Consider the following 16,966-nt stretch of genomic DNA (forward strand, 5'->3'; position numbering starts at 1 on the left):
TAGGGTTCGACTTATGTTGCATACCGGAACTTTCGAAGCAGCGGGCCGCGCAAGGCACCCGGAAAACTGCCCGGCATTGGTGCTCAACGCCGATTACACGCCGTTGAGCTATTATCCATTGAGCTTATGGCCATGGCAAGCCGCCATTAAGGCGGTGTTCCTCGACAAGGTCGACATCGTTTCCAACTATGATCGGCATGTCCATAGTCCAAGGCTGGACATGAAAATCCCGTCGGTCATCGCGCTGCGCCAATATGTGAAGCCATCAGAATATCCTGCATTCACCCGCTTCAACTTGTTCCTGCGTGACAAGTTTGAATGCCAATATTGCGGATCGGGCGACAATCTGACCTTTGACCATATCGTTCCGCGCCGTTTGGGCGGCATCACGAGCTGGGAAAATGTCACAACGGCATGCCTACATTGCAACCTGAAAAAAGGTGGCCGCACGCCAAAGCAAGCGCATATGCAGCTGAACATGGCCGCCATCCGCCCCACCAGCTGGCAATTGCAGGATAGGGGCCGTGCTTTCCCGCCGAACCATCTGCACGAAACATGGCACGACTGGTTATATTGGGATATTGAGCTGCAGGGTTAAACTTAATCGGTAACCGTCAGCGCAGGCACCGCCCGCGCGGCATCTTCAGGCGTAATTCCCGGCGGTGGCGCAGCAGCGATACGTTCTTCACCGCGCATAACGCGTCCGGCCCGTTTGATCGCGTCGCGTAGCCGTGGATACACGCCGCAACGGCACAAATTCGTAATCGCCGCGTCGATTTCTTCATCGGTTGGGTTGCTGCTTTTCTTCAGCAACACCGCGCCCGCCATGATGATACCCGGAATGCAAAAGCCGCATTGCGGCACATTGCTGGCGACAAACGCCTGTTGCAGCGGATGGCTACGATCACGGCTGAGGCCTTCGATCGTCGTGACAAAACGTCCTTCGGCTTCGGCAATCGTGACGAGGCAAGACCGTATCGCCTCCCCGTCGACTTCCACAATGCACGCGCCGCAATCGCCATTGCCGCAACCATATTTGGTTCCGGTCAAGTTCGACGCATCACGCAAAGCCCACAAAAGCGGGGTTTGCGGATCCATTTTATACTGGACCGGGCGATCATTGACGGTGAATTTGGTCATGCAGCCCCATTATAGCCATGCGGAACGCGTTTCAGCATCTTATTTGAGACCCTGAAACACAGTCACCAACGGAGAACAGCATTCAGGGGGCGGAGTGATTAATCCCGCCAGCTTTTATCGATCTGGTCAACCTTGCGCACCATTGCATCAAATTCAACGCGGCCCGAACCGCCCGGAGGTGATGCCATATACAGGTCGCGCTGGTGCACGGCGATGACCTCAGGCGGCACTGTAATGGCCTTGCCCATTTGCATCGTTGCAATCTGTTGCTCGCACGCCCGCTGGAGCGCCCAATACTTTATAAACGCATCGGGCAATGTCTTGCCCATCACGACAGGACCGTGATTTTTGAGCATCAATATCCGCTTGTCGCCCAGATTTTGGACCAATCGCGTGCCTTCTTCCTCGCGCACCGTTACGCCCTCGAAATCATGATAGGCCAGCTGGCCCATGAAATTGCAGGCGTAGAAATTGATTGGCTGCAATCCGCCCTCAAGGCTGCACACAGCAACCGTGGCAGTTGTGTGTGTATGGATAATGGCATGGGCATCAGGCAAAGTGCGATGGAACAGGCTATGCTGAACGAAACCGGCCTTATTGACATGCCATGGGTTGTCGGCATCAATCTTGTTGCCATCAATGTCGATCTTAATCAGGCTCGACGCGGTAATTTCGCCGAAATGCATGCCATAAGGGTTGATCAAAAAAGCGCCGTCTTCGTCAGGCACCTTCACCGTAATATGGTTAAACACCAGTTCGTCCCAACCGAACATCGAAAATATCCGATAGCAGGCGGCAAGCTCCTGACGGGCGGTCCATTCGGCTTCGCTATATTTGCTGTTCGACTTCAATTGGGTTGCCATGCGCACTCTCCTGATCATTCGTTGCGTTGCTTTATGAAACGAACATTGCACGAGGGCAAGGGGCTGGGCGCAGCAAAAAGGCCAACGGATTTTCTCTGCGCTCATGGTTAAAAGCGCCATTTTCGCTTGATATTTAGGGGCGACCTAGTTAGGGGCCACGACAACACGCCGCCTGTGAACGCGGCGATTTTCGTTTTTAGCCTTTCAAAGTGGCCGTTTTAAGCCATTTTGCCGATTCGATGCGGAGTTGAGTTTTTTATGCAGATCATGGTTCGCGACAATAATGTTGATCAAGCCCTACGCGCGCTCAAGAAGAAGCTGCAGCGTGAAGGCGTGTATCGCGAAATGAAGCTGCGTCGTCACTTCGAAAAGCCGTCGGAAAAGCGCGCGCGTGAAAAGGCAGCTGCTGTTCGTCGCGCCCGCAAGATGGAGCGCAAGCAGCAGGAACGTGACGGCGCGAAATAAGCGTCTGCGACCCGCAACAAGGAAGGCGCCTTTTACGGCGCTTTTTTTGTGTCTGGAATCCCTGCTAGTTTCTGCTAGTCACCGCGCAACTTAGCCAACAGGAAATGTGTATGTCCGTAACTGCCGTCCCGATTCTTCCGCTCAAAAAAGGCACGATGACCAAATATTGGGCCGCGATTGCGCTCGTACTCGCTGCCGGTGGCGGTTTGGCATATTGGGGCACAAGCGACGTGCGGCAGGAATATGGCGATATCGTCACCACGCCGTCAGGATTGCGTTACAAGATTATCCAAACCGGCGAAGGCAAGTCGCCGACCGACAATGATGTCGTGCTCGTCAGCTACACAGGCATGTTGAAAGACGGCACTGTTTTCGACCAAAATCCTCAGGCTGGCTTTCCAGTTACTGGCGTTGTGCCCGGCTTTTCAGAAGGCCTTAAAATCATGCAGCGCGGTGGCAAATATCGCCTGTGGATTCCGGCCGAGCTTGGCTATGGCCCCGAAGATCAGCGTAATCCGCAAACCGGCCAAGTCGCCATCCCCGGCGGTAGCGAGCTAACCTTTGATGTCGAACTGTTAGAGTTCAAATCACGCGCAGAAATCGAAGCCATGCAAAAGCAAATGCAGGAAATGCAACAGCAGCAAGGTGGACAGGCCAGCGGCGCACCGCAGGGCCTACCTCCCGAAATCCAGGCACAAATTGATGCACAGATGCGGGCCCAACAGGGTCAATAATGCCGCCCCGAAAGCACCCAATAGCTACGGATGCTATCGGGAATTGCTTAATATAGCCCGCGATTAAGGGTGAACTGAAATCCTTGAACGGCAGTTGTCAGCTTGGCAGCCAGCCTGTAGGATGTCGTTTGCAAGCGGTTATGACCGGAAAGTTCCAACGTTGAGCATCACCAATATCGTCGCAATCGCCCTTTTATCGGGGACCCCGCAGCTTCCGCCTGTGGTAGAGCCAGTTATTGCATTGGAAACTGCTGACGCACCCACACCTACGCCCGAGCAGGGTACCACAGCCACGGTGCCGCCATCCACAGACGGAGCAGAGGTTCCGTCGCAATCTCCGAATACACAAAACCCCGTCGGACCGGTTACACCGGTTGCTGCCGAAAAGGACACGATCGTTGTTACCGCAAATCAGGGACCCCCGCGAGGCGACCCTATTGCGGTCGTGAATGAAGTCTCCTTCGTCGCGGTACAGTCGGTCGATAAAGCCATTATCGCACCGATCGCGTACGGGTATCGAGATGGATTACCCGCCCCGATCCGCGACGGCTTGCATAATGTTCTAAACAACTTGGACGAACCCATCGTCTTTGTTAATTTTCTGCTCCAGTTCAAAATTGGGAAAGCCGCTGAAACCGTCGGTCGATTTGCCATCAACTCAACCATCGGCGTTGCCGGGCTTTTTGATTTCGCTAAAAAGCATCCCATCAACCTGCCACGCCGCTCCAATGGCCTCGCAGATACCTTGGGATATTATGGCGTCGGCCCTGGACCCTATTTATATCTGCCTTTAATTGGGTCGACCACCGTTCGTGATGTTCTCGGGCGCGTCGTTGATCTTTCGCTTTTACCAGCCGCAGTTGGCAAGCCATTTAGCAATCCCATTGTCTCGGCCACCAAAGGTGCGCTCTCCTCGATTGACGACCGTGTCGAAAATGATGTGATTTTGACCCGGGTGCAGGAAAGCGGAAATCCGTATGCGGCAATGCGCGAATATTATCTGAAGAAGCGCCAAGCGGAGATTGATGTTCTGAAAGGCAAAAGAGCCGACGCGAACATAGATCTCAACGAATTGGAGTTTCTGGACTCGTTACCAGCGCCCACGAAACAGCCCCGCGTACCGAAATCCTAATAAATGGCGCAGCGGCATCGCTACTCTAGAGCGTGGCGAAAAACACAATCGTTGCCACTGCCATAACCCCCGTTGCGATCCATCCGGTAATGGTCGCGCGGCGTCCCAATGTCAGCCGCCCCATCGCGCGCGGGTTGCGCACGATAAGCATCATCATCACCATTAACGGCGCCGCAAGCACGCCATTGACGACAGCGGCCCAATATAACGCACGCGCCGGGTCAATGCCGACATACTGCAACGACACGCCAAGTAAGGTTGTCACCGCTATCGTCCCGTAAAACAGACGCGCCTTGGTTGGCTTGGCATCAAGGCTTCCCGCCATACCAAACATTTCCGTAACGGCATAAGCGGCCGACCCGGCAAGCACGGGCACCGCAAGCAATCCGGTTCCGATGATACCCAGCGCGAATAACGCAAAGGCAAAATTTCCAGCAATAGGCCGCAATGCTTCGGCCGCCTGCGCCGACGTTTCGATATCTCGGATACCATTGGCATGCAGCGTCGCGGCCGTCGCAAATACAATGGCCAGCGAGACGATCGAGCTGAACGCCATGCCCGTCAGCGTGTCGATACGGATGCGCTTAAGTTCAGGCCCGGCTTCCTTGGGCGTGATGCACAGCGGTTTTACCTTATGCCGCCTCTGCTCTTCAATCTCTTGTCCCGCCTGCCAAAAAAACAAATAAGGGCTAATAGTGGTCCCCAATATCGCAACGACGGCTGTGGCGTACGCGCCGGTCCATTCAATGCGCGGAACAACCAGAGAGGTCAGCGCCTCTCCCCAAGGCACCTGCGCCACAATGACGACGGCAACATAAGCGAAGAGCGACAGCGTCGCCCATTTGAGCACCGCGGCATAGCGCTCATAGGATAGCGCCACTTCAACGGTGATGCAAAAGACCCCGAACAATAATGTGTAAAGGCCGATTGGCCCACCGATCAGTAGCCCCACAGCAGCACCCATCGCCGCCAGATCGGCCCCAAGATTAACGATATTGGCGATGAGCAGCAGGCCGACCATGAGCACCAGCAATGGCCGGGGATAATGTCGGCGCATATTGCGCGCGATACCTGCCCCGGTAACGCGCCCGATTTCAGCCGCGACTTCTTGAATCGCGACCATCAATGGGAAGCTGAACAAAAACGTCCAGCTCAACCCATAACCAAATTGCGCGCCAACTTGGCTGTGCGTGCCGATGCCCGACGGATCGTCATCCGCAGCGCCCGTTACCAGGCCGGGACCGAGGCGTGAGAGGAAGCTTGTGCTCGGTTTTTTATCGGTTCGCATTGCTGCCGATAACAGGCCGACATGAGGTCAATGTCAACAACGCTATATGATGCGGAAAGTTGAAGGCTGCTGAAAAGCTAGCCTGCGTTTTCCAACAATCCCTCGTCCTTGATCCGCTTTTGCCAATAAGCCGGGGCCAGTTGATGCACATTGTTGCCGTCGCTGTCGACCGCGACGGTGACGGGGAAGTCTTGCACTTCAAATTCGTAAATTGCTTCCATGCCCAGATCTTCGAAACCGACGACCTTGCTGCCCTTGATGGCGCGTGCCACCAAATAGGCGGCACCGCCAACGGCCATGAGATATGCGCTCTTGTGCTTGGCGATGGCTTGTGTTGCCGCCGGACCGCGTTCCGCCTTACCAACGCAGGCCAGCAAGCCCTGCTCCAGCATCATGTCCATGAACTTGTCCATGCGCGTAGCCGTCGTCGGGCCAGCGGGACCAACAATCTCCTCGCCCACCGGATCGACTGGGCCAACATAATAAATCATCCGCCCTTTAAAACTGACGGGCAGCTCTTCGCCTTTCGCCAGCATGTCGGCGATGCGCTTGTGCGCGGCATCCCGCCCGGTCAGCATCTTGCCATTTAACAACAAACGGTCGCCTTGTTTCCAGCTGGCAACGGTTTCGGGGGTCAGCGCGTCCAAATCCACGCGGATCGCGGCTGTATCAGGCTTCCAATCTACCTTTGGCCATTCGTCCAGCTTCGGCGCCTCCAGATAGGCAGGGCCCGACCCGTTCAGCGTGAAATGCGCATGACGCGTCGCCGCGCAGTTGGGAATCATCGCCACCGGCTTGCCCGCGGCATGACATGGCGCATCCATAATTTTCACGTCAAGGATGGTCGAGAGCCCGCCAAGCCCCTGCGCGCCGATACCCAACGCGTTGACCTTGTCAAAAATCTCAATGCGCATGGCCTCAATATCATTTTGCGGACCGCGTGCTTTTAGCGGCCCCATGTCGATAGGCTCCATCAACGCTTGCTTGGCAAGCAAGACGCAATGTTCCGCGGTCCCGCCGATGCCAATGCCCAGCATTCCGGGCGGGCACCAGCCAGCACCCATTTGCGGCAACATTTCAACGACCCAATCGACGATATTGTCTGACGGGTTCATCATCTTGAACTTTGACTTGTTCTCGCTGCCGCCGCCCTTTGCCGCAACATCCACCGAAACTTTTGAACCGGCTACCATTTCGACATGCAGGACGCAGGGCGTGTTATCTTTGGTGTTACGCCGCGTGAAAGCAGGGTCGGCGAGTACTGAAGCCCGCAATTTGTTTTCAGGGTGCAGATATGCACGGCGCACGCCTTCGTCGATCACCTCCTGAAGCGACGCAGACGTGTCCTCAAGCCGGCAATCCATTCCCCATTTGACGAAAACATTGACGATACCCGTGTCCTGACAAATGGGTCGATGCCCTTCGGCGCACATCCGGCTGTTGGTTAAGATCTGGGCGATCGCATCTTTCGCCGCTGGTGACTGTTCCGCCGTATATGCATCACCCAATGCCCGGATATAATCCATCGGGTGAAAATAGCTGATATATTGCAGCGCGTCGGCGACGCTGTCGATCAAATCGGAATTGCGGATGGTGACGGTCATATAAGGCCCCGGGCTGGATAGAACCCCCACGCCATTAACGTCCCGGGGGACTGATACAAGCATCATTCTGACCGGCTGAATCAATATTAGCGAACGAGCGATGCGCCGGTCACATTTGTCCCGTCTGGATGATGCGGTGGCCCGGTTTCTGTCCACAAAATGCAGCGCGCAAGATTGGGTTCATTTTGACAACAGAATTATTTTCAATTCATCATTTTCCATCTTGCGCCTTCAGCAACACTTAGAACGTCCACGCGTCGCTACCTTTTGCCGGCCGACATGTGCGATGAATGGAATCAGAATAGCGACGAATTGAAAGGTTAATTTACAATTTACCCCCTTGCGTCTGAAAATGAATAAGGCACTATAGGTAGCGGTTGGCCATAGGGGGCATTACCACAATTTGTGCTTTGAGCTGCAGATGCGATTCTGCGATCGGGGGAGGTTTTTTCCGTCGATAAGCTGGGGACAAGTGAAAATATAACCCCTGACGTGGTCAAAAAATGCTAACAGGGAGTTTCGCGCCCTGAGTCGAACAATATGGGAACACGCGTTCCCGACAGATATTTGAACTGGTCGCTGGCCGCCGGAAAACCGGCATCCAGTTTCGGGTCGCCGCAATGAATGGAGCAACGGGTTAAATGGATTTCAGGGATACAGGCCAAGGGGCCGACGATATGACCGCAATGATGACTGATATGCTTGAAAAAGTTGCTACCGAAGCTGTTAAGGTTGAGGCCGAGGCCAAGCCGGCTGACGACAAGAAAGCCGCGTCGAGCAAATCCGTTGACGAGCGCCGTTTCAGCGTTGTGACGGATTCGTCGCGCGACGCCCTGCTGACCGAATTTGGCAAGGACACGCTGCAAGACCGTTATTTGTTGCCGGGCGAAAGCTATCAGGACCTGTTTGCCCGCGTTGCGTCGGCATATGCGGACGATCAGGATCATGCCCAGCGGCTCTATGACTATATCTCGCGCCTTTGGTTCATGCCGGCAACGCCAGTGCTGTCAAACGGCGGAACTGGACGCGGTCTTCCTATCAGCTGCTATCTGAACAGCGTCGACGACAGCCTGGAAGGCATCGTCAACACATGGAACGAAAACGTCTGGCTCGCATCACGCGGCGGCGGCATTGGCACCTATTGGGGCAATGTGCGAGGCATCGGCGAGCCTGTTGGCCTCAATGGCAAGACCAGCGGCATCATTCCGTTTGTCCGCGTCATGGACAGCCTTACGCTCGCAATCTCGCAAGGTTCGCTGCGTCGTGGTTCGGCCGCGTGCTATCTCGATGTCAGCCATCCTGAAATCGAAGAGTTCCTCGAAATCCGCAAGCCATCTGGCGACTTTAACCGCAAGGCGCTGAACCTGCACCATGGCGTGTTGCTGTCGGACGAATTCATGGAAGCCGTCCGCGCCGGTGAAGAGTTCAACCTGCGTTCGCCCAAAACCGGCGAAGTGCGCAGCACGGTTGATGCACGTTCGTTGTTCCAGAAGCTGGTGGAAACCCGTCTTGCCACTGGCGAGCCGTACATCATCTTCAGCGACACCGTGAACAACGCGATGCCCAAGCATCACCGCGATCTTGGGCTGAAAGTGTCGACGTCCAATCTTTGCAGCGAAATCACCTTGCCAACGGGTCATGACCATTTGGGTAATGACCGGACGGCGGTCTGCTGTCTGTCGTCGCTCAATCTCGAAACTTGGGATGAGTGGAACGGCGACAAGGCCTTTATCGAAGACGTCATGCGCATGCTCGACAACGTGCTTCAGGACTTTATCGACCGCGCGCCGGACGAAATGTCGCGCGCCAAATATTCGGCCAGCCGTGAACGTTCGGTTGGTTTGGGCGTTATGGGCTATCACAGCTTCCTGCAGTCACGCGGCGTTGGCTTTGAAAGCGCGCTTGCCAAATCTTGGAACATGAAGTTCTTCAAACATATCCGGGCACAGGTTGATGAGGCGTCGATGATGCTGGCCAATGAGCGTGGGGCCTGCCCTGATGCTGAGGAAATGGGCGTTATGGAGCGCTTTTCCTGCAAAATGGCGATTGCGCCTACCGCGTCGATTTCGATCATCTGCGGCGGCACCAGCGCGTGTATTGAGCCGATTCCGGCGAATATTTACACGCACAAGACGCTTTCGGGCAGCTTCATCGTGAAGAATCCGTATCTGGAAAAGCTGCTGCAGGAAAAGGCGAAGGATTCGACCAATGTGTGGAACAGCATCCTTGAAAAGGGCGGCTCGGTCCAACATCTCGACTTCTTGACGCCAGAGGAGAAGGACACGTTCAAGACCAGCTTTGAAATCGACCAGCGTTGGTTGATCGAACTGGCCGCGGACCGCACGCCATATATCGATCAGGCGACCTCGCTGAACCTGTACATCCCCGCTGACGTGGAAAAATGGGACCTTCTCATGCTCCACTTCCGCGCATGGGAATTGGGCGTAAAATCGCTATATTATCTGCGTTCGAAGAGCATTCAGCGCGCTGGCTTTGCCGGCGGGGTGGAGGCGGACAACACCGCCGAACTGCCCGTGATGGAACTCGCCGCGCAAACCGATTACGAAGAGTGCCTCGCCTGCCAATAAGGCACAAAGGGACACCATAGACCGTATTGAACAGTTAAAGACCCAAGGAAACCGACATGTCATTGTTACAAGCACGCAATAGCTACAAGCCTTTTGAATATCCTTGGGCCTATGACTTTTGGAAACGCCAACAGCAGATCCATTGGCTGCCCGAAGAAGTGCCCTTGGGCGAAGATTGCCGCGATTGGGCGCAGAAGCTTTCGGACCACGAACGCAACCTGCTCACGCAAATCTTCCGCTTCTTCACCCAAGCCGATATCGAGGTGCAGAATTGCTACCACGAAAATTACGGCCGCGTGTTCAAACCGACCGAAGTGAAGATGATGCTGACCGCGTTTTCCAACATGGAAACCGTCCACGTCGCGGCATACAGCCACTTGCTTGACACCATCGGCATGCCCGAGTCCGAATATTCCGCCTTCCTCGAATATGAAGAAATGGCGGCGAAGGTCGATTATATCCACCAATTCGGCGTCGACACCGACGAAGACATTGCCCGCACATTGGCCATGTTCGGCGGCTTTACCGAAGGGCTGCAACTGTTCGCATCCTTCGCGATGCTGATGAACTTCCCGCGCTTCAACAAGATGAAGGGCATGGGGCAAATCGTATCCTGGTCGGTCCGCGACGAATCGCTGCACTGCGAAGGCATTACCAAGCTGTTCCACGCATTTTGTGCAGAGCGCGGCTGCCTCACCAAGTCGGTGAAGGAAGACATTATCGATTGCTGCCAAAAGGTTGTCCGTTTGGAAGACGCGTTCATCGACCTTGCGTTCGAAATGGGCCCCGTCCCCGGCATGACCGCCAAGGAAATCAAACGCTACATCCGCTACATCGCCGATTGGCGTTTGGGCCAGCTTGGCCTGCCCGCCATCTACATGGTCGAAGACCACCCGCTGCCATGGCTCGCGCCATTGTTGAACGGCGTCGAGCACGCCAACTTCTTCGAAACCCGCGCGACCGAGTATAGCAAGGCGTCGACCCGCGGCGATTGGGGCCAAGTGTGGGACAGCTTTGACAATCGCAAGAAAAAGATCATCGGCATTGAACCCATCGCCGAAAATGACGGCGTCGATATGTTCGAACAAGCCGGGGTCGCCGCGGAATAATCCGCCACCCGTCGCCTGTCGTCAGGATGGAAACCACGCCGTTTCCACCTGACGACCGCGACCCATATATTCCATAGATAGATAGATGCGAAGCGACGGCGCCTGACGCCGATCGCTATAAGGTCGTGCGCGCAATTGGGGCGGGGGGCGCGTCACGGACTATGCCATTGGCAATGCTGTGGACAACTGCCAAAATGGACTATAAAACTCTCATATTGGTTTGATTTTGTATTTTTGGGCGATATGTTGGGGGCATGGCCAGCCGACAAAAATGACGGCGTAGAAACGTTCGAATAGGCTGGGGTTGCTGCGGGCCAAGGCTTAACCGTGACGTAGTTTCAAATTGTACGGTTCAATCTGAGATCAGGGGTTTAAGTATGCCTTCAGCCGGTTTGTCACTTGTTGGCTTCATGGATAGAGATCAAGCAATTTCCCATTTGCGCGAAGCTTGCATTCCGCCAGATCCATCGGATCAAGCGCTAGAAGCTGAATGGATGGCTGCGCGCGCAAAGCTTGGTGCCCAGATCGACAGAGCTGGCACTCCCGAGATTTTGGATCTTCCGATAGAAGCGCAAACCCACATGAACAGCGTGGCAGCTGGCTGGCCGGCGTTTTTTGCTCAAGGTAATGCGGAGTTTAAACTAGTTGAGATAGCTCCACTTCTTGCATTTCAATTTACTGTTGATGGCCAGCGCAGTGGTCATCATTGTGGACCGTTTAGCTCGCCCCCTACGTTGGATGAGCTACTAAACTGCTGCATTCCAATAGCGAACGTGGAAGAGCAATTGCACTCCCAGCAACAGCCCCAATCCATTGTTGTCAAAGCCAAGAGCCTGAACGTGCGGTTGCTGGCCCAAGGAATGCTGGCGCCAGGCATTTTTGGGATTCATATTGGGCTTGGATTGCCGTTTGTTCATGTCGTAAGATACAATGGGAAATGTTACCTGCATAATGGCTTTCACCGAACATACGGTGCCGCAATTAAGGAGGCGACACACATTCCGTGCTATATTCGCGACGTTAGCGATGCTGCTGCTGCCGGCATCAAAGCGGACGGCACAACATTTTCGCAAAATCTACTCGAATCTAGCGAAGCTCCTACGCTTGCACATTTCATCCACGATCGGGCGCATTCCGTAATTCTTCGCTCAACCACTAGAATTTTACATATTAGCTGGGCCGAATACGGAATGTACGACGAATAATTAGACGCGAAGCGCGTACGACAGGGTAAAGTTGTGGCTTGTACCCGAAGCTACGGCTGGCGGCGAAGAGTCCGGTGCAGGATTTCGTACAACCATTTCACTATCTGCACGGAAACGGGTGCCATTGCTTGACACGCTCGCACGAACGGTACGCTGTGCGTGACGATGCTCGTTCTTCTCTAATGCCATGCGAAATCTCCTAGTACCTTCAATAAAACAGCAGCAAACTAAGCTGTCAAGTTTGAGGCGCTTTCTGCCTTTCATCGAAACATTGACATAAACGACTGAACGAATCACTAACAAATATATGTTCTGTAGGAAATAGGTGGCTAATATACTCATTCGACAGGCTTAAAATTTGCGAGTGCAGGTACGTTGCGAGCGTCACACCGTTCTTTTTACATGGCTCGCGACTCGCTTCTCAACAGCGTTGCCCAGTTAGCGACGCTGACCTTTTTGAGCGCCTTTACACGCTGCTGAACCAGCACAGCTGCACTTAGGATAGTCGAGCCATGCTGTCCTCCCTGGCCGCAATGACGATGGTATCGCGTGTGAACCAAATACCCGCTACTAACACCCCCTTACCCACCCACACATCCCTCATGAACCTGCCTACCCTCCTCACCCTCCCCAATGCCCTTGGCCTGTTTGCGCTGGTCAATCTGTGGACGTTCATGCTGTTCGGTTTTGACAAGGTTCGTGCCGCGCGGGGGTCATCGCGGGTGTCCGAGGGGGCGTTGCTGGCTTGGGCGTTTTTTGGGGGTACCATCGGCGCTTATGCCGGCCGTGCATTGTTCCGGCACAAGACGCGCAAGCAGCCTTTTTCCAGCCACCTGCACCAGACTGCGATCCTGCAGGGCTTTGCCGTCGCGCTGGTGGGGGGCTGGATGCTGGCGGGGTAGTTACGGCTCCGTCGCCTTCCCCTTGCGTTTCCAATTCGACTTGCGCTTGCGTTTCGGCACCTCGTCCGTTGGCGCCTCCAGCTTTCGCAGCGCGTCTGGCTGCGCCCAATAAAGTAGCTCGGCCCCGGTGTTGCTCCAGTGCGATTCTCCTTCCTGAAACGGCACAAATTCCGTCACCATGTCGGGCGGAACCAATTCGCCGTGATAGGGGGAGGTGTTTTTGCCCGTCGGGGCATAAATTTGGTCGGGATCATCGACCATCAACGCGAGTGCATCATCGCCGCCGCGCTCAATAACCTCCCCTGCGGCGCGGTAGCGGGCGGCGCATGCCTCCAACGCGGCGGTGATGGCGGCCTGCGCCTCGGCGTCCAGCTCTATCCCTTCAAAATTCTCCAGCGTGCGGGCTGCGTCGTCGATGTTGGCGGCGCTGCCCGTGCCGTTGATGCCATTGCCGGTGATAACGGTGCGCACGGTGGTGGTGCTGGCCTCTGCCGCCGCTATGCTGCCGCCTGCGCCGCTGCCCGCTTCGCCGCTCCCCACGCCACTGCCCACGCCACTGCTTGTCCCCGCCTGTGCCCGGCTGCTGAAATAGTTGATCGTGGTGCGCTTGCCGTTCGCATCCTGCCCATAATGGCGCAGGCAGAACATCAGCAGCCGGTCGTTGCGTTTGCGCCGGTACCCCATCAACTTGCCCTTTTCAAAGACGGGGATCATCTCCCCCTCAATCGCGCGTTCAAAGGCGATGTCCTTTAACTTCTGCACCCCGAAATCGAGCGCGGCATTCCACGCGGCGCGAAACTCCTCCGCGCCTTTTTGCCGGCGCAGATAATAGACACCCTCCAACGACATGTTGACGATGGCCGTCGCGCGCGAGACGCAGCCGGTGTCGGCCAACGCCTCAATAAATCCGCGCTGCCGCTCCGGCGTCCAGCCATCATGGCGGTATCGCAGCGGCACGGGGGTGAAATCAGGCAAAGGCGCGCGGTTTTCGCGGGGGACGGGGACTTTGTTACGCATGACTGGCTCCATTTCAAAAAACGGAGGCGATTATGAACCATATAGGTTCGTGTAGGAAAATGGTTTTTGGGGGGTGGGGGGCTGGCTGCGGCGCCCTATGCGCGGCTTGCGTCGTCCCCTGCTTTTCGGCATGGGCGGCGTATGTCCGAACATAGCAACCCCGATACCGCCTTCAAAATATTCACCGCCGCGCAATGGGCGCAGTTTGAAGCCGACGGCGTCTTTCACGGGGCGCCGGTTGATCTGGCGGATGGCTATATTCATTTGTCGGCGACCGATCAGCTGCAGGGCACGTTGGACAAGCATTTTGCCGGACAAGACGGCCTGGTGATCGCCGAAGTGAACCTGGCCCAGCTGGGTGAGAGCATCATCTGGGAAGAATCGCGCGGCGGTGCGCTGTTCCCGCATATTTATGGGCCGTTGCCGATGGGCGCGATTATTGGCTTTTTTGATGCAGATCAAAGCATGACCTGATTGCGCGGTGCATACAGGGTTCCTCAATATAGGAGCCTGATATGGACGTTTTTCAAATTCCCGCCGTCGCCTTGTTCATCGGCATGCTCGCATCCTTTGCCGTGGTGATGATTTACGCCAGCGTCGGCGAAGCCATCACGCCTTAAAGGCCCATCACATGCGATGCGGCGGGCGCGGGCGCTATGGCCTTCGCGGTCAAAGCTGCTTTTCGTAGATGCGGTACACCTTGTTGATTTTGCCGTTAATCGCCTCACCCACCGATCGCATCGGGCCATTATCGTCAAGGACCCAGCCGAATTCACCGCGGCTCGCGCCAAATTGGCTGGTGGACGCGTCGCGAATGAGCGAAACCATCATGAACGCCAATTGGCTTGCCATGCGGGTCGACTGCAGCTTTTTCATCACGCCCATCAACGGCACGCGCATCGTGCGGACCTTTGGCGCGCGCAGCCACCACAACAGCTTCGCCCAGTTGAACGGGAACAGGCTGCCGCCGAATTGACCGATTTTTTCGTTGATGTCGGGCCATGTCATCATGAAGGCGACGGGTTCCCCATCGACCTCCGCAATGCGGATCAGGTCGTTAAAAACGATGGGTTTTAACTGCTTTCCGGTATGCGCGACTTCGGCATCGGTGATCGGCACAAATCCCCAATTCCCGCTCCACGCGTCGTTCAATATGGACAGGATTAACGCGGCTTCCGCGTCAAAATTATCCTTGTTCACCTTGCGAATGACAATGCGTTCATTGCGCTCGCCCGACGCGACAATGCGTTCCACCAGCGGCGGAAACGGTACATCAATCGGGATTTGATAGGTGTAGAGGTCTTTGATGCCGGCATAGCCCGCCGCCTCAATCCACCCGCCATAGGCTGCGTTATGATAGCCCATCAGTACGGTGGATGGATGGTCATGGCCATCGATCAACACGCCCGGTTCTTCCCAGATGGACAGGCTCAGCGGCCCAAGCGCGCGCGCCATGTTTTTGCTGCGCAGCCAATCTTCAGCCGTCGAAATCAGCAGTTTTCCGATGGCTTCATCTTCCGCCTCAAAAAATCCCCAATTGCCGACGCCGGGGCCCATGCCTTGCTCTGGCGGCTGTTTCAGCGCGAGAAAATCCAAATGCGCGGATATCCGGCCAACAACTTTCCCGTCCTTTTCCGCGAGAAAAAGCTGCGCCTCACCATGTTCGAACCATGGGTTCTTGCCGGGCGTAATGGTCGCCATCACATCGCTTTTCAACGGCGGAACCCAGTTGGGATCATGCGCATAAAGCCGGAACGGCAGGTCAATAAAGGCGCGTTTGTCTGCCTTGGTTACAACCGGCCGAATGATGATGTCTGTCATAGTGAATTCCCGAAACGCATTTTTATGTGCCCAAAGCCGCTTTATTCTTCGGTGCGGATAAGCACCGTTTCGCCGATCAGCAAAAACAGCAAAAACGGCCCCCATGCGGCAATCCAGGGCGGATAAGCGCCCAGATTGCCCATCGCCAAGGCAAAGTTATCGGCCACGAAATAGGTAAAGCCAAGCGCCATGCCCAGCACCGCGCGCACGAACAAAGCGCCCGAGCGGGCAAGGCCAAAGGCGGCGACCGCAGCCAGCAAGGGCATTAACAAGGTCGACAAAGGCCCTGCCAGCTTGTGCCACAATATGCCTTCCAGATTGTCGGTGCGGCGACCGGCAGCGCGCAGATCGTCAATGGCGCGCATCAATGGCAAGAAGGCAAGGCTGTCTCCGTCAACCTTGATGACGTTGAACCGAGCGGGCGTGATGCCTTTGCCGATCACAAGATTGGTCACCTGCTTCTGTTCGGTGGTCGCAACGTCAAATGTCTCCGCATTTTCAAGCAGCCATGCATTGTCCACATAACGGGCATTTGGCGCCGTAATCACCTGACGCAAACCGCCATTGGCGCGCAAATAGACGCGGACATTATCGAGGACGATATTGTCGCCCGATCCCAGCACCCTGCCTGCATTGATAAGGTCGCCGCCTTCGCGGACCCACACATTGTTGCGCGGGTCACTATCGGGGGCTATCGCGCCATATTCGGCATCCTTCCAAACTTTAAGCTTTTGCGTATTCGGCGCGACGACAACGTCGTTAAACACGAACGAAATAAGCGCGACGCCCAAGCTGGCGACAAACATGGGCGCAAGAATTTGGTGCGCGGACAATCCCGCCGCCTTCATCGCCACCACTTCGCTGTTCTGGCTGAGCGTCGCGAAGGTGATTAACGTCCCCAACAGCACCGAAAAGGGCAGAAAACGGGCAATAATTTGCGGTGCGCGCATCGTTACATAGCGCAACACATCGCCCTGATCATTTCCGGGGACCGCCAATATCTTGCCACTTTCACCCAGCAGATCGAGCGTCATCAACACCAGCACAAGCATCATCAACACCGCAAAGCTGCGCACGACAAACAGCCGGGCCATGTAC

Annotated in this window: 17 protein-coding genes; 9 read left to right on the forward strand and 8 right to left on the reverse strand. The window is 55.6% G+C overall.

Features of this window, described 5'->3' with window-relative positions; all coding sequences use genetic code 11:
* Positions 1 to 13: 13 nt before the first annotated feature.
* Positions 14 to 598 carry an HNH endonuclease gene (locus tag ACIQZK_RS03935; RefSeq protein WP_324478493.1) on the forward strand — a complete coding sequence of 195 codons (585 nt, stop codon included), beginning with the start codon at positions 14 to 16 and terminating at the stop codon, positions 596 to 598.
* 2 nt (positions 599 to 600) lie between these two features.
* On the opposite strand, the gene ACIQZK_RS03940 is transcribed toward ACIQZK_RS03935, so the two are convergent.
* Both ACIQZK_RS03940 and ACIQZK_RS03945 read right to left on the reverse strand, forming a co-directional pair.
* Positions 601 to 1,140 carry a (2Fe-2S)-binding protein gene (locus tag ACIQZK_RS03940; protein WP_395629315.1) on the reverse strand — a complete coding sequence of 180 codons (540 nt, stop codon included), beginning with the start codon at positions 1,138 to 1,140 and terminating at the stop codon, positions 601 to 603.
* 98 nt (positions 1,141 to 1,238) lie between these two features.
* Positions 1,239 to 2,003 carry a class II aldolase/adducin family protein gene (locus tag ACIQZK_RS03945; RefSeq protein WP_397574998.1) on the reverse strand — a complete coding sequence of 255 codons (765 nt, stop codon included), beginning with the start codon at positions 2,001 to 2,003 and terminating at the stop codon, positions 1,239 to 1,241.
* Between the two features lie 258 nt (positions 2,004 to 2,261).
* On the opposite strand from ACIQZK_RS03945, the gene rpsU reads away from it, so the two are divergent.
* The 3 genes from rpsU (at position 2,262) to ACIQZK_RS03960 (ending at position 4,334) form a co-directional block, all read left to right on the forward strand.
* The gene (rpsU, locus tag ACIQZK_RS03950) at positions 2,262 to 2,468 is read left to right on the forward strand and encodes a 30S ribosomal protein S21 (RefSeq protein ID WP_125231027.1); all 207 of its coding nucleotides are present in this window, start codon (positions 2,262 to 2,264) and stop codon (positions 2,466 to 2,468) included.
* Positions 2,469 to 2,578: 110 nt separating this feature from the next.
* Positions 2,579 to 3,202, forward strand: a complete 624-nt coding sequence (locus tag ACIQZK_RS03955) for an FKBP-type peptidyl-prolyl cis-trans isomerase (RefSeq protein ID WP_397574999.1) — start codon at positions 2,579 to 2,581, stop codon at positions 3,200 to 3,202.
* A gap of 121 nt (positions 3,203 to 3,323) precedes the next feature.
* Entirely contained in the window at positions 3,324 to 4,334 is a 1,011-nt protein-coding gene (locus tag ACIQZK_RS03960; RefSeq protein WP_397575000.1) for a VacJ family lipoprotein, read from the forward strand.
* Between the two features lie 25 nt (positions 4,335 to 4,359).
* On the opposite strand, the gene ACIQZK_RS03965 is transcribed toward ACIQZK_RS03960, so the two are convergent.
* Together ACIQZK_RS03965 and ACIQZK_RS03970 are read right to left on the reverse strand one after the other, a co-directional pair.
* On the reverse strand, positions 4,360 to 5,622 hold the full coding sequence (locus ACIQZK_RS03965) for an NRAMP family divalent metal transporter (protein WP_397575001.1): 1,263 nt from the start codon (positions 5,620 to 5,622) through the stop codon (positions 4,360 to 4,362).
* 77 nt (positions 5,623 to 5,699) lie between these two features.
* Positions 5,700 to 7,226, reverse strand: coding sequence for a fumarate hydratase (locus tag ACIQZK_RS03970; RefSeq protein WP_306064825.1), 1,527 nt, complete (start codon positions 7,224 to 7,226; stop codon positions 5,700 to 5,702).
* Positions 7,227 to 7,903: 677 nt separating this feature from the next.
* Here ACIQZK_RS03970 and ACIQZK_RS03975 point away from each other — a divergent pair.
* The 3 genes from ACIQZK_RS03975 to ACIQZK_RS03985 all read left to right on the forward strand — a co-directional run bounded on the left by ACIQZK_RS03975 (position 7,904) and on the right by ACIQZK_RS03985 (position 12,128).
* On the forward strand, positions 7,904 to 9,814 hold the full coding sequence (locus ACIQZK_RS03975; RefSeq protein ID WP_395635489.1) for a ribonucleoside-diphosphate reductase subunit alpha: 1,911 nt from the start codon (positions 7,904 to 7,906) through the stop codon (positions 9,812 to 9,814).
* A 56-nt stretch (positions 9,815 to 9,870) separates the two neighbouring features.
* The gene (locus tag ACIQZK_RS03980) at positions 9,871 to 10,923 is read left to right on the forward strand and encodes a ribonucleotide-diphosphate reductase subunit beta (protein ID WP_324478509.1); all 1,053 of its coding nucleotides are present in this window, start codon (positions 9,871 to 9,873) and stop codon (positions 10,921 to 10,923) included.
* A gap of 377 nt (positions 10,924 to 11,300) precedes the next feature.
* Positions 11,301 to 12,128, forward strand: a complete 828-nt coding sequence (locus tag ACIQZK_RS03985) for a hypothetical protein (protein WP_397575002.1) — start codon at positions 11,301 to 11,303, stop codon at positions 12,126 to 12,128.
* On the opposite strand, the gene ACIQZK_RS03990 is transcribed toward ACIQZK_RS03985, so the two are convergent.
* Positions 12,129 to 12,317 (reverse strand): hypothetical protein, encoded by a 189-nt coding sequence (locus ACIQZK_RS03990; protein ID WP_397575003.1) that lies wholly within the window; start codon positions 12,315 to 12,317, stop codon positions 12,129 to 12,131.
* 323 nt (positions 12,318 to 12,640) lie between these two features.
* On the opposite strand from ACIQZK_RS03990, the gene ACIQZK_RS03995 reads away from it, so the two are divergent.
* Complete coding sequence (locus ACIQZK_RS03995) at positions 12,641 to 13,030, forward strand: DUF1294 domain-containing protein (protein WP_397575004.1); 390 nt, start codon at positions 12,641 to 12,643, stop codon at positions 13,028 to 13,030.
* On the opposite strand, the gene ACIQZK_RS04000 is transcribed toward ACIQZK_RS03995, so the two are convergent.
* Complete coding sequence (locus tag ACIQZK_RS04000; protein WP_397575005.1) at positions 13,031 to 14,047, reverse strand: hypothetical protein; 1,017 nt, start codon at positions 14,045 to 14,047, stop codon at positions 13,031 to 13,033. It lies immediately after the preceding gene.
* A gap of 141 nt (positions 14,048 to 14,188) precedes the next feature.
* Between ACIQZK_RS04000 and ACIQZK_RS04005 the strand changes: the two genes are divergently transcribed.
* On the forward strand, positions 14,189 to 14,521 hold the full coding sequence (locus ACIQZK_RS04005; protein ID WP_397575006.1) for a DUF952 domain-containing protein: 333 nt from the start codon (positions 14,189 to 14,191) through the stop codon (positions 14,519 to 14,521).
* Between the two features lie 195 nt (positions 14,522 to 14,716).
* Here ACIQZK_RS04005 and ACIQZK_RS04010 read toward each other — a convergent pair whose 3' ends face one another.
* Entirely contained in the window at positions 14,717 to 15,868 is a 1,152-nt protein-coding gene (locus tag ACIQZK_RS04010) for an N-acetyltransferase (RefSeq protein ID WP_397575007.1), read from the reverse strand.
* 41 nt (positions 15,869 to 15,909) lie between these two features.
* Positions 15,910 to 16,962, reverse strand: a complete 1,053-nt coding sequence (gene lptG / locus ACIQZK_RS04015) for an LPS export ABC transporter permease LptG (protein WP_397575008.1) — start codon at positions 16,960 to 16,962, stop codon at positions 15,910 to 15,912.
* Positions 16,963 to 16,966: the final 4 nt, after the last annotated feature.

Source organism: Sphingorhabdus sp., from assembly GCF_044338195.1.
Classification (GTDB): Bacteria; Pseudomonadota; Alphaproteobacteria; order Sphingomonadales; family Sphingomonadaceae; genus Sphingorhabdus_B.

Excerpts from the sequence above, each read along its gene's own strand:
- ACIQZK_RS03935 (WP_324478493.1), top strand. The coding sequence starts at position 14 with ATGTTGCATACCGGAACTTTCGAAGCAGCGGGCCGCGCAAGGCACCCG.
- ACIQZK_RS03940 (WP_395629315.1), bottom strand. The coding sequence starts at position 1,140 with ATGACCAAATTCACCGTCAATGATCGCCCGGTCCAGTATAAAATGGAT.
- ACIQZK_RS03945 (WP_397574998.1), bottom strand. The coding sequence starts at position 2,003 with ATGGCAACCCAATTGAAGTCGAACAGCAAATATAGCGAAGCCGAATGG.
- rpsU (WP_125231027.1), top strand. The coding sequence starts at position 2,262 with ATGCAGATCATGGTTCGCGACAATAATGTTGATCAAGCCCTACGCGCG.
- ACIQZK_RS03955 (WP_397574999.1), top strand. The coding sequence starts at position 2,579 with ATGTCCGTAACTGCCGTCCCGATTCTTCCGCTCAAAAAAGGCACGATG.
- ACIQZK_RS03960 (WP_397575000.1), top strand. The coding sequence starts at position 3,324 with ATGTCGTTTGCAAGCGGTTATGACCGGAAAGTTCCAACGTTGAGCATC.
- ACIQZK_RS03965 (WP_397575001.1), bottom strand. The coding sequence starts at position 5,622 with ATGCGAACCGATAAAAAACCGAGCACAAGCTTCCTCTCACGCCTCGGT.
- ACIQZK_RS03970 (WP_306064825.1), bottom strand. The coding sequence starts at position 7,226 with ATGACCGTCACCATCCGCAATTCCGATTTGATCGACAGCGTCGCCGAC.
- ACIQZK_RS03975 (WP_395635489.1), top strand. The coding sequence starts at position 7,904 with ATGACCGCAATGATGACTGATATGCTTGAAAAAGTTGCTACCGAAGCT.
- ACIQZK_RS03980 (WP_324478509.1), top strand. The coding sequence starts at position 9,871 with ATGTCATTGTTACAAGCACGCAATAGCTACAAGCCTTTTGAATATCCT.
- ACIQZK_RS03985 (WP_397575002.1), top strand. The coding sequence starts at position 11,301 with ATGCCTTCAGCCGGTTTGTCACTTGTTGGCTTCATGGATAGAGATCAA.
- ACIQZK_RS03990 (WP_397575003.1), bottom strand. The coding sequence starts at position 12,317 with ATGGCATTAGAGAAGAACGAGCATCGTCACGCACAGCGTACCGTTCGT.
- ACIQZK_RS03995 (WP_397575004.1), top strand. The coding sequence starts at position 12,641 with ATGCTGTCCTCCCTGGCCGCAATGACGATGGTATCGCGTGTGAACCAA.
- ACIQZK_RS04000 (WP_397575005.1), bottom strand. The coding sequence starts at position 14,047 with ATGCGTAACAAAGTCCCCGTCCCCCGCGAAAACCGCGCGCCTTTGCCT.
- ACIQZK_RS04005 (WP_397575006.1), top strand. The coding sequence starts at position 14,189 with ATGTCCGAACATAGCAACCCCGATACCGCCTTCAAAATATTCACCGCC.
- ACIQZK_RS04010 (WP_397575007.1), bottom strand. The coding sequence starts at position 15,868 with ATGACAGACATCATCATTCGGCCGGTTGTAACCAAGGCAGACAAACGC.
- lptG (WP_397575008.1), bottom strand. The coding sequence starts at position 16,962 with ATGGCCCGGCTGTTTGTCGTGCGCAGCTTTGCGGTGTTGATGATGCTT.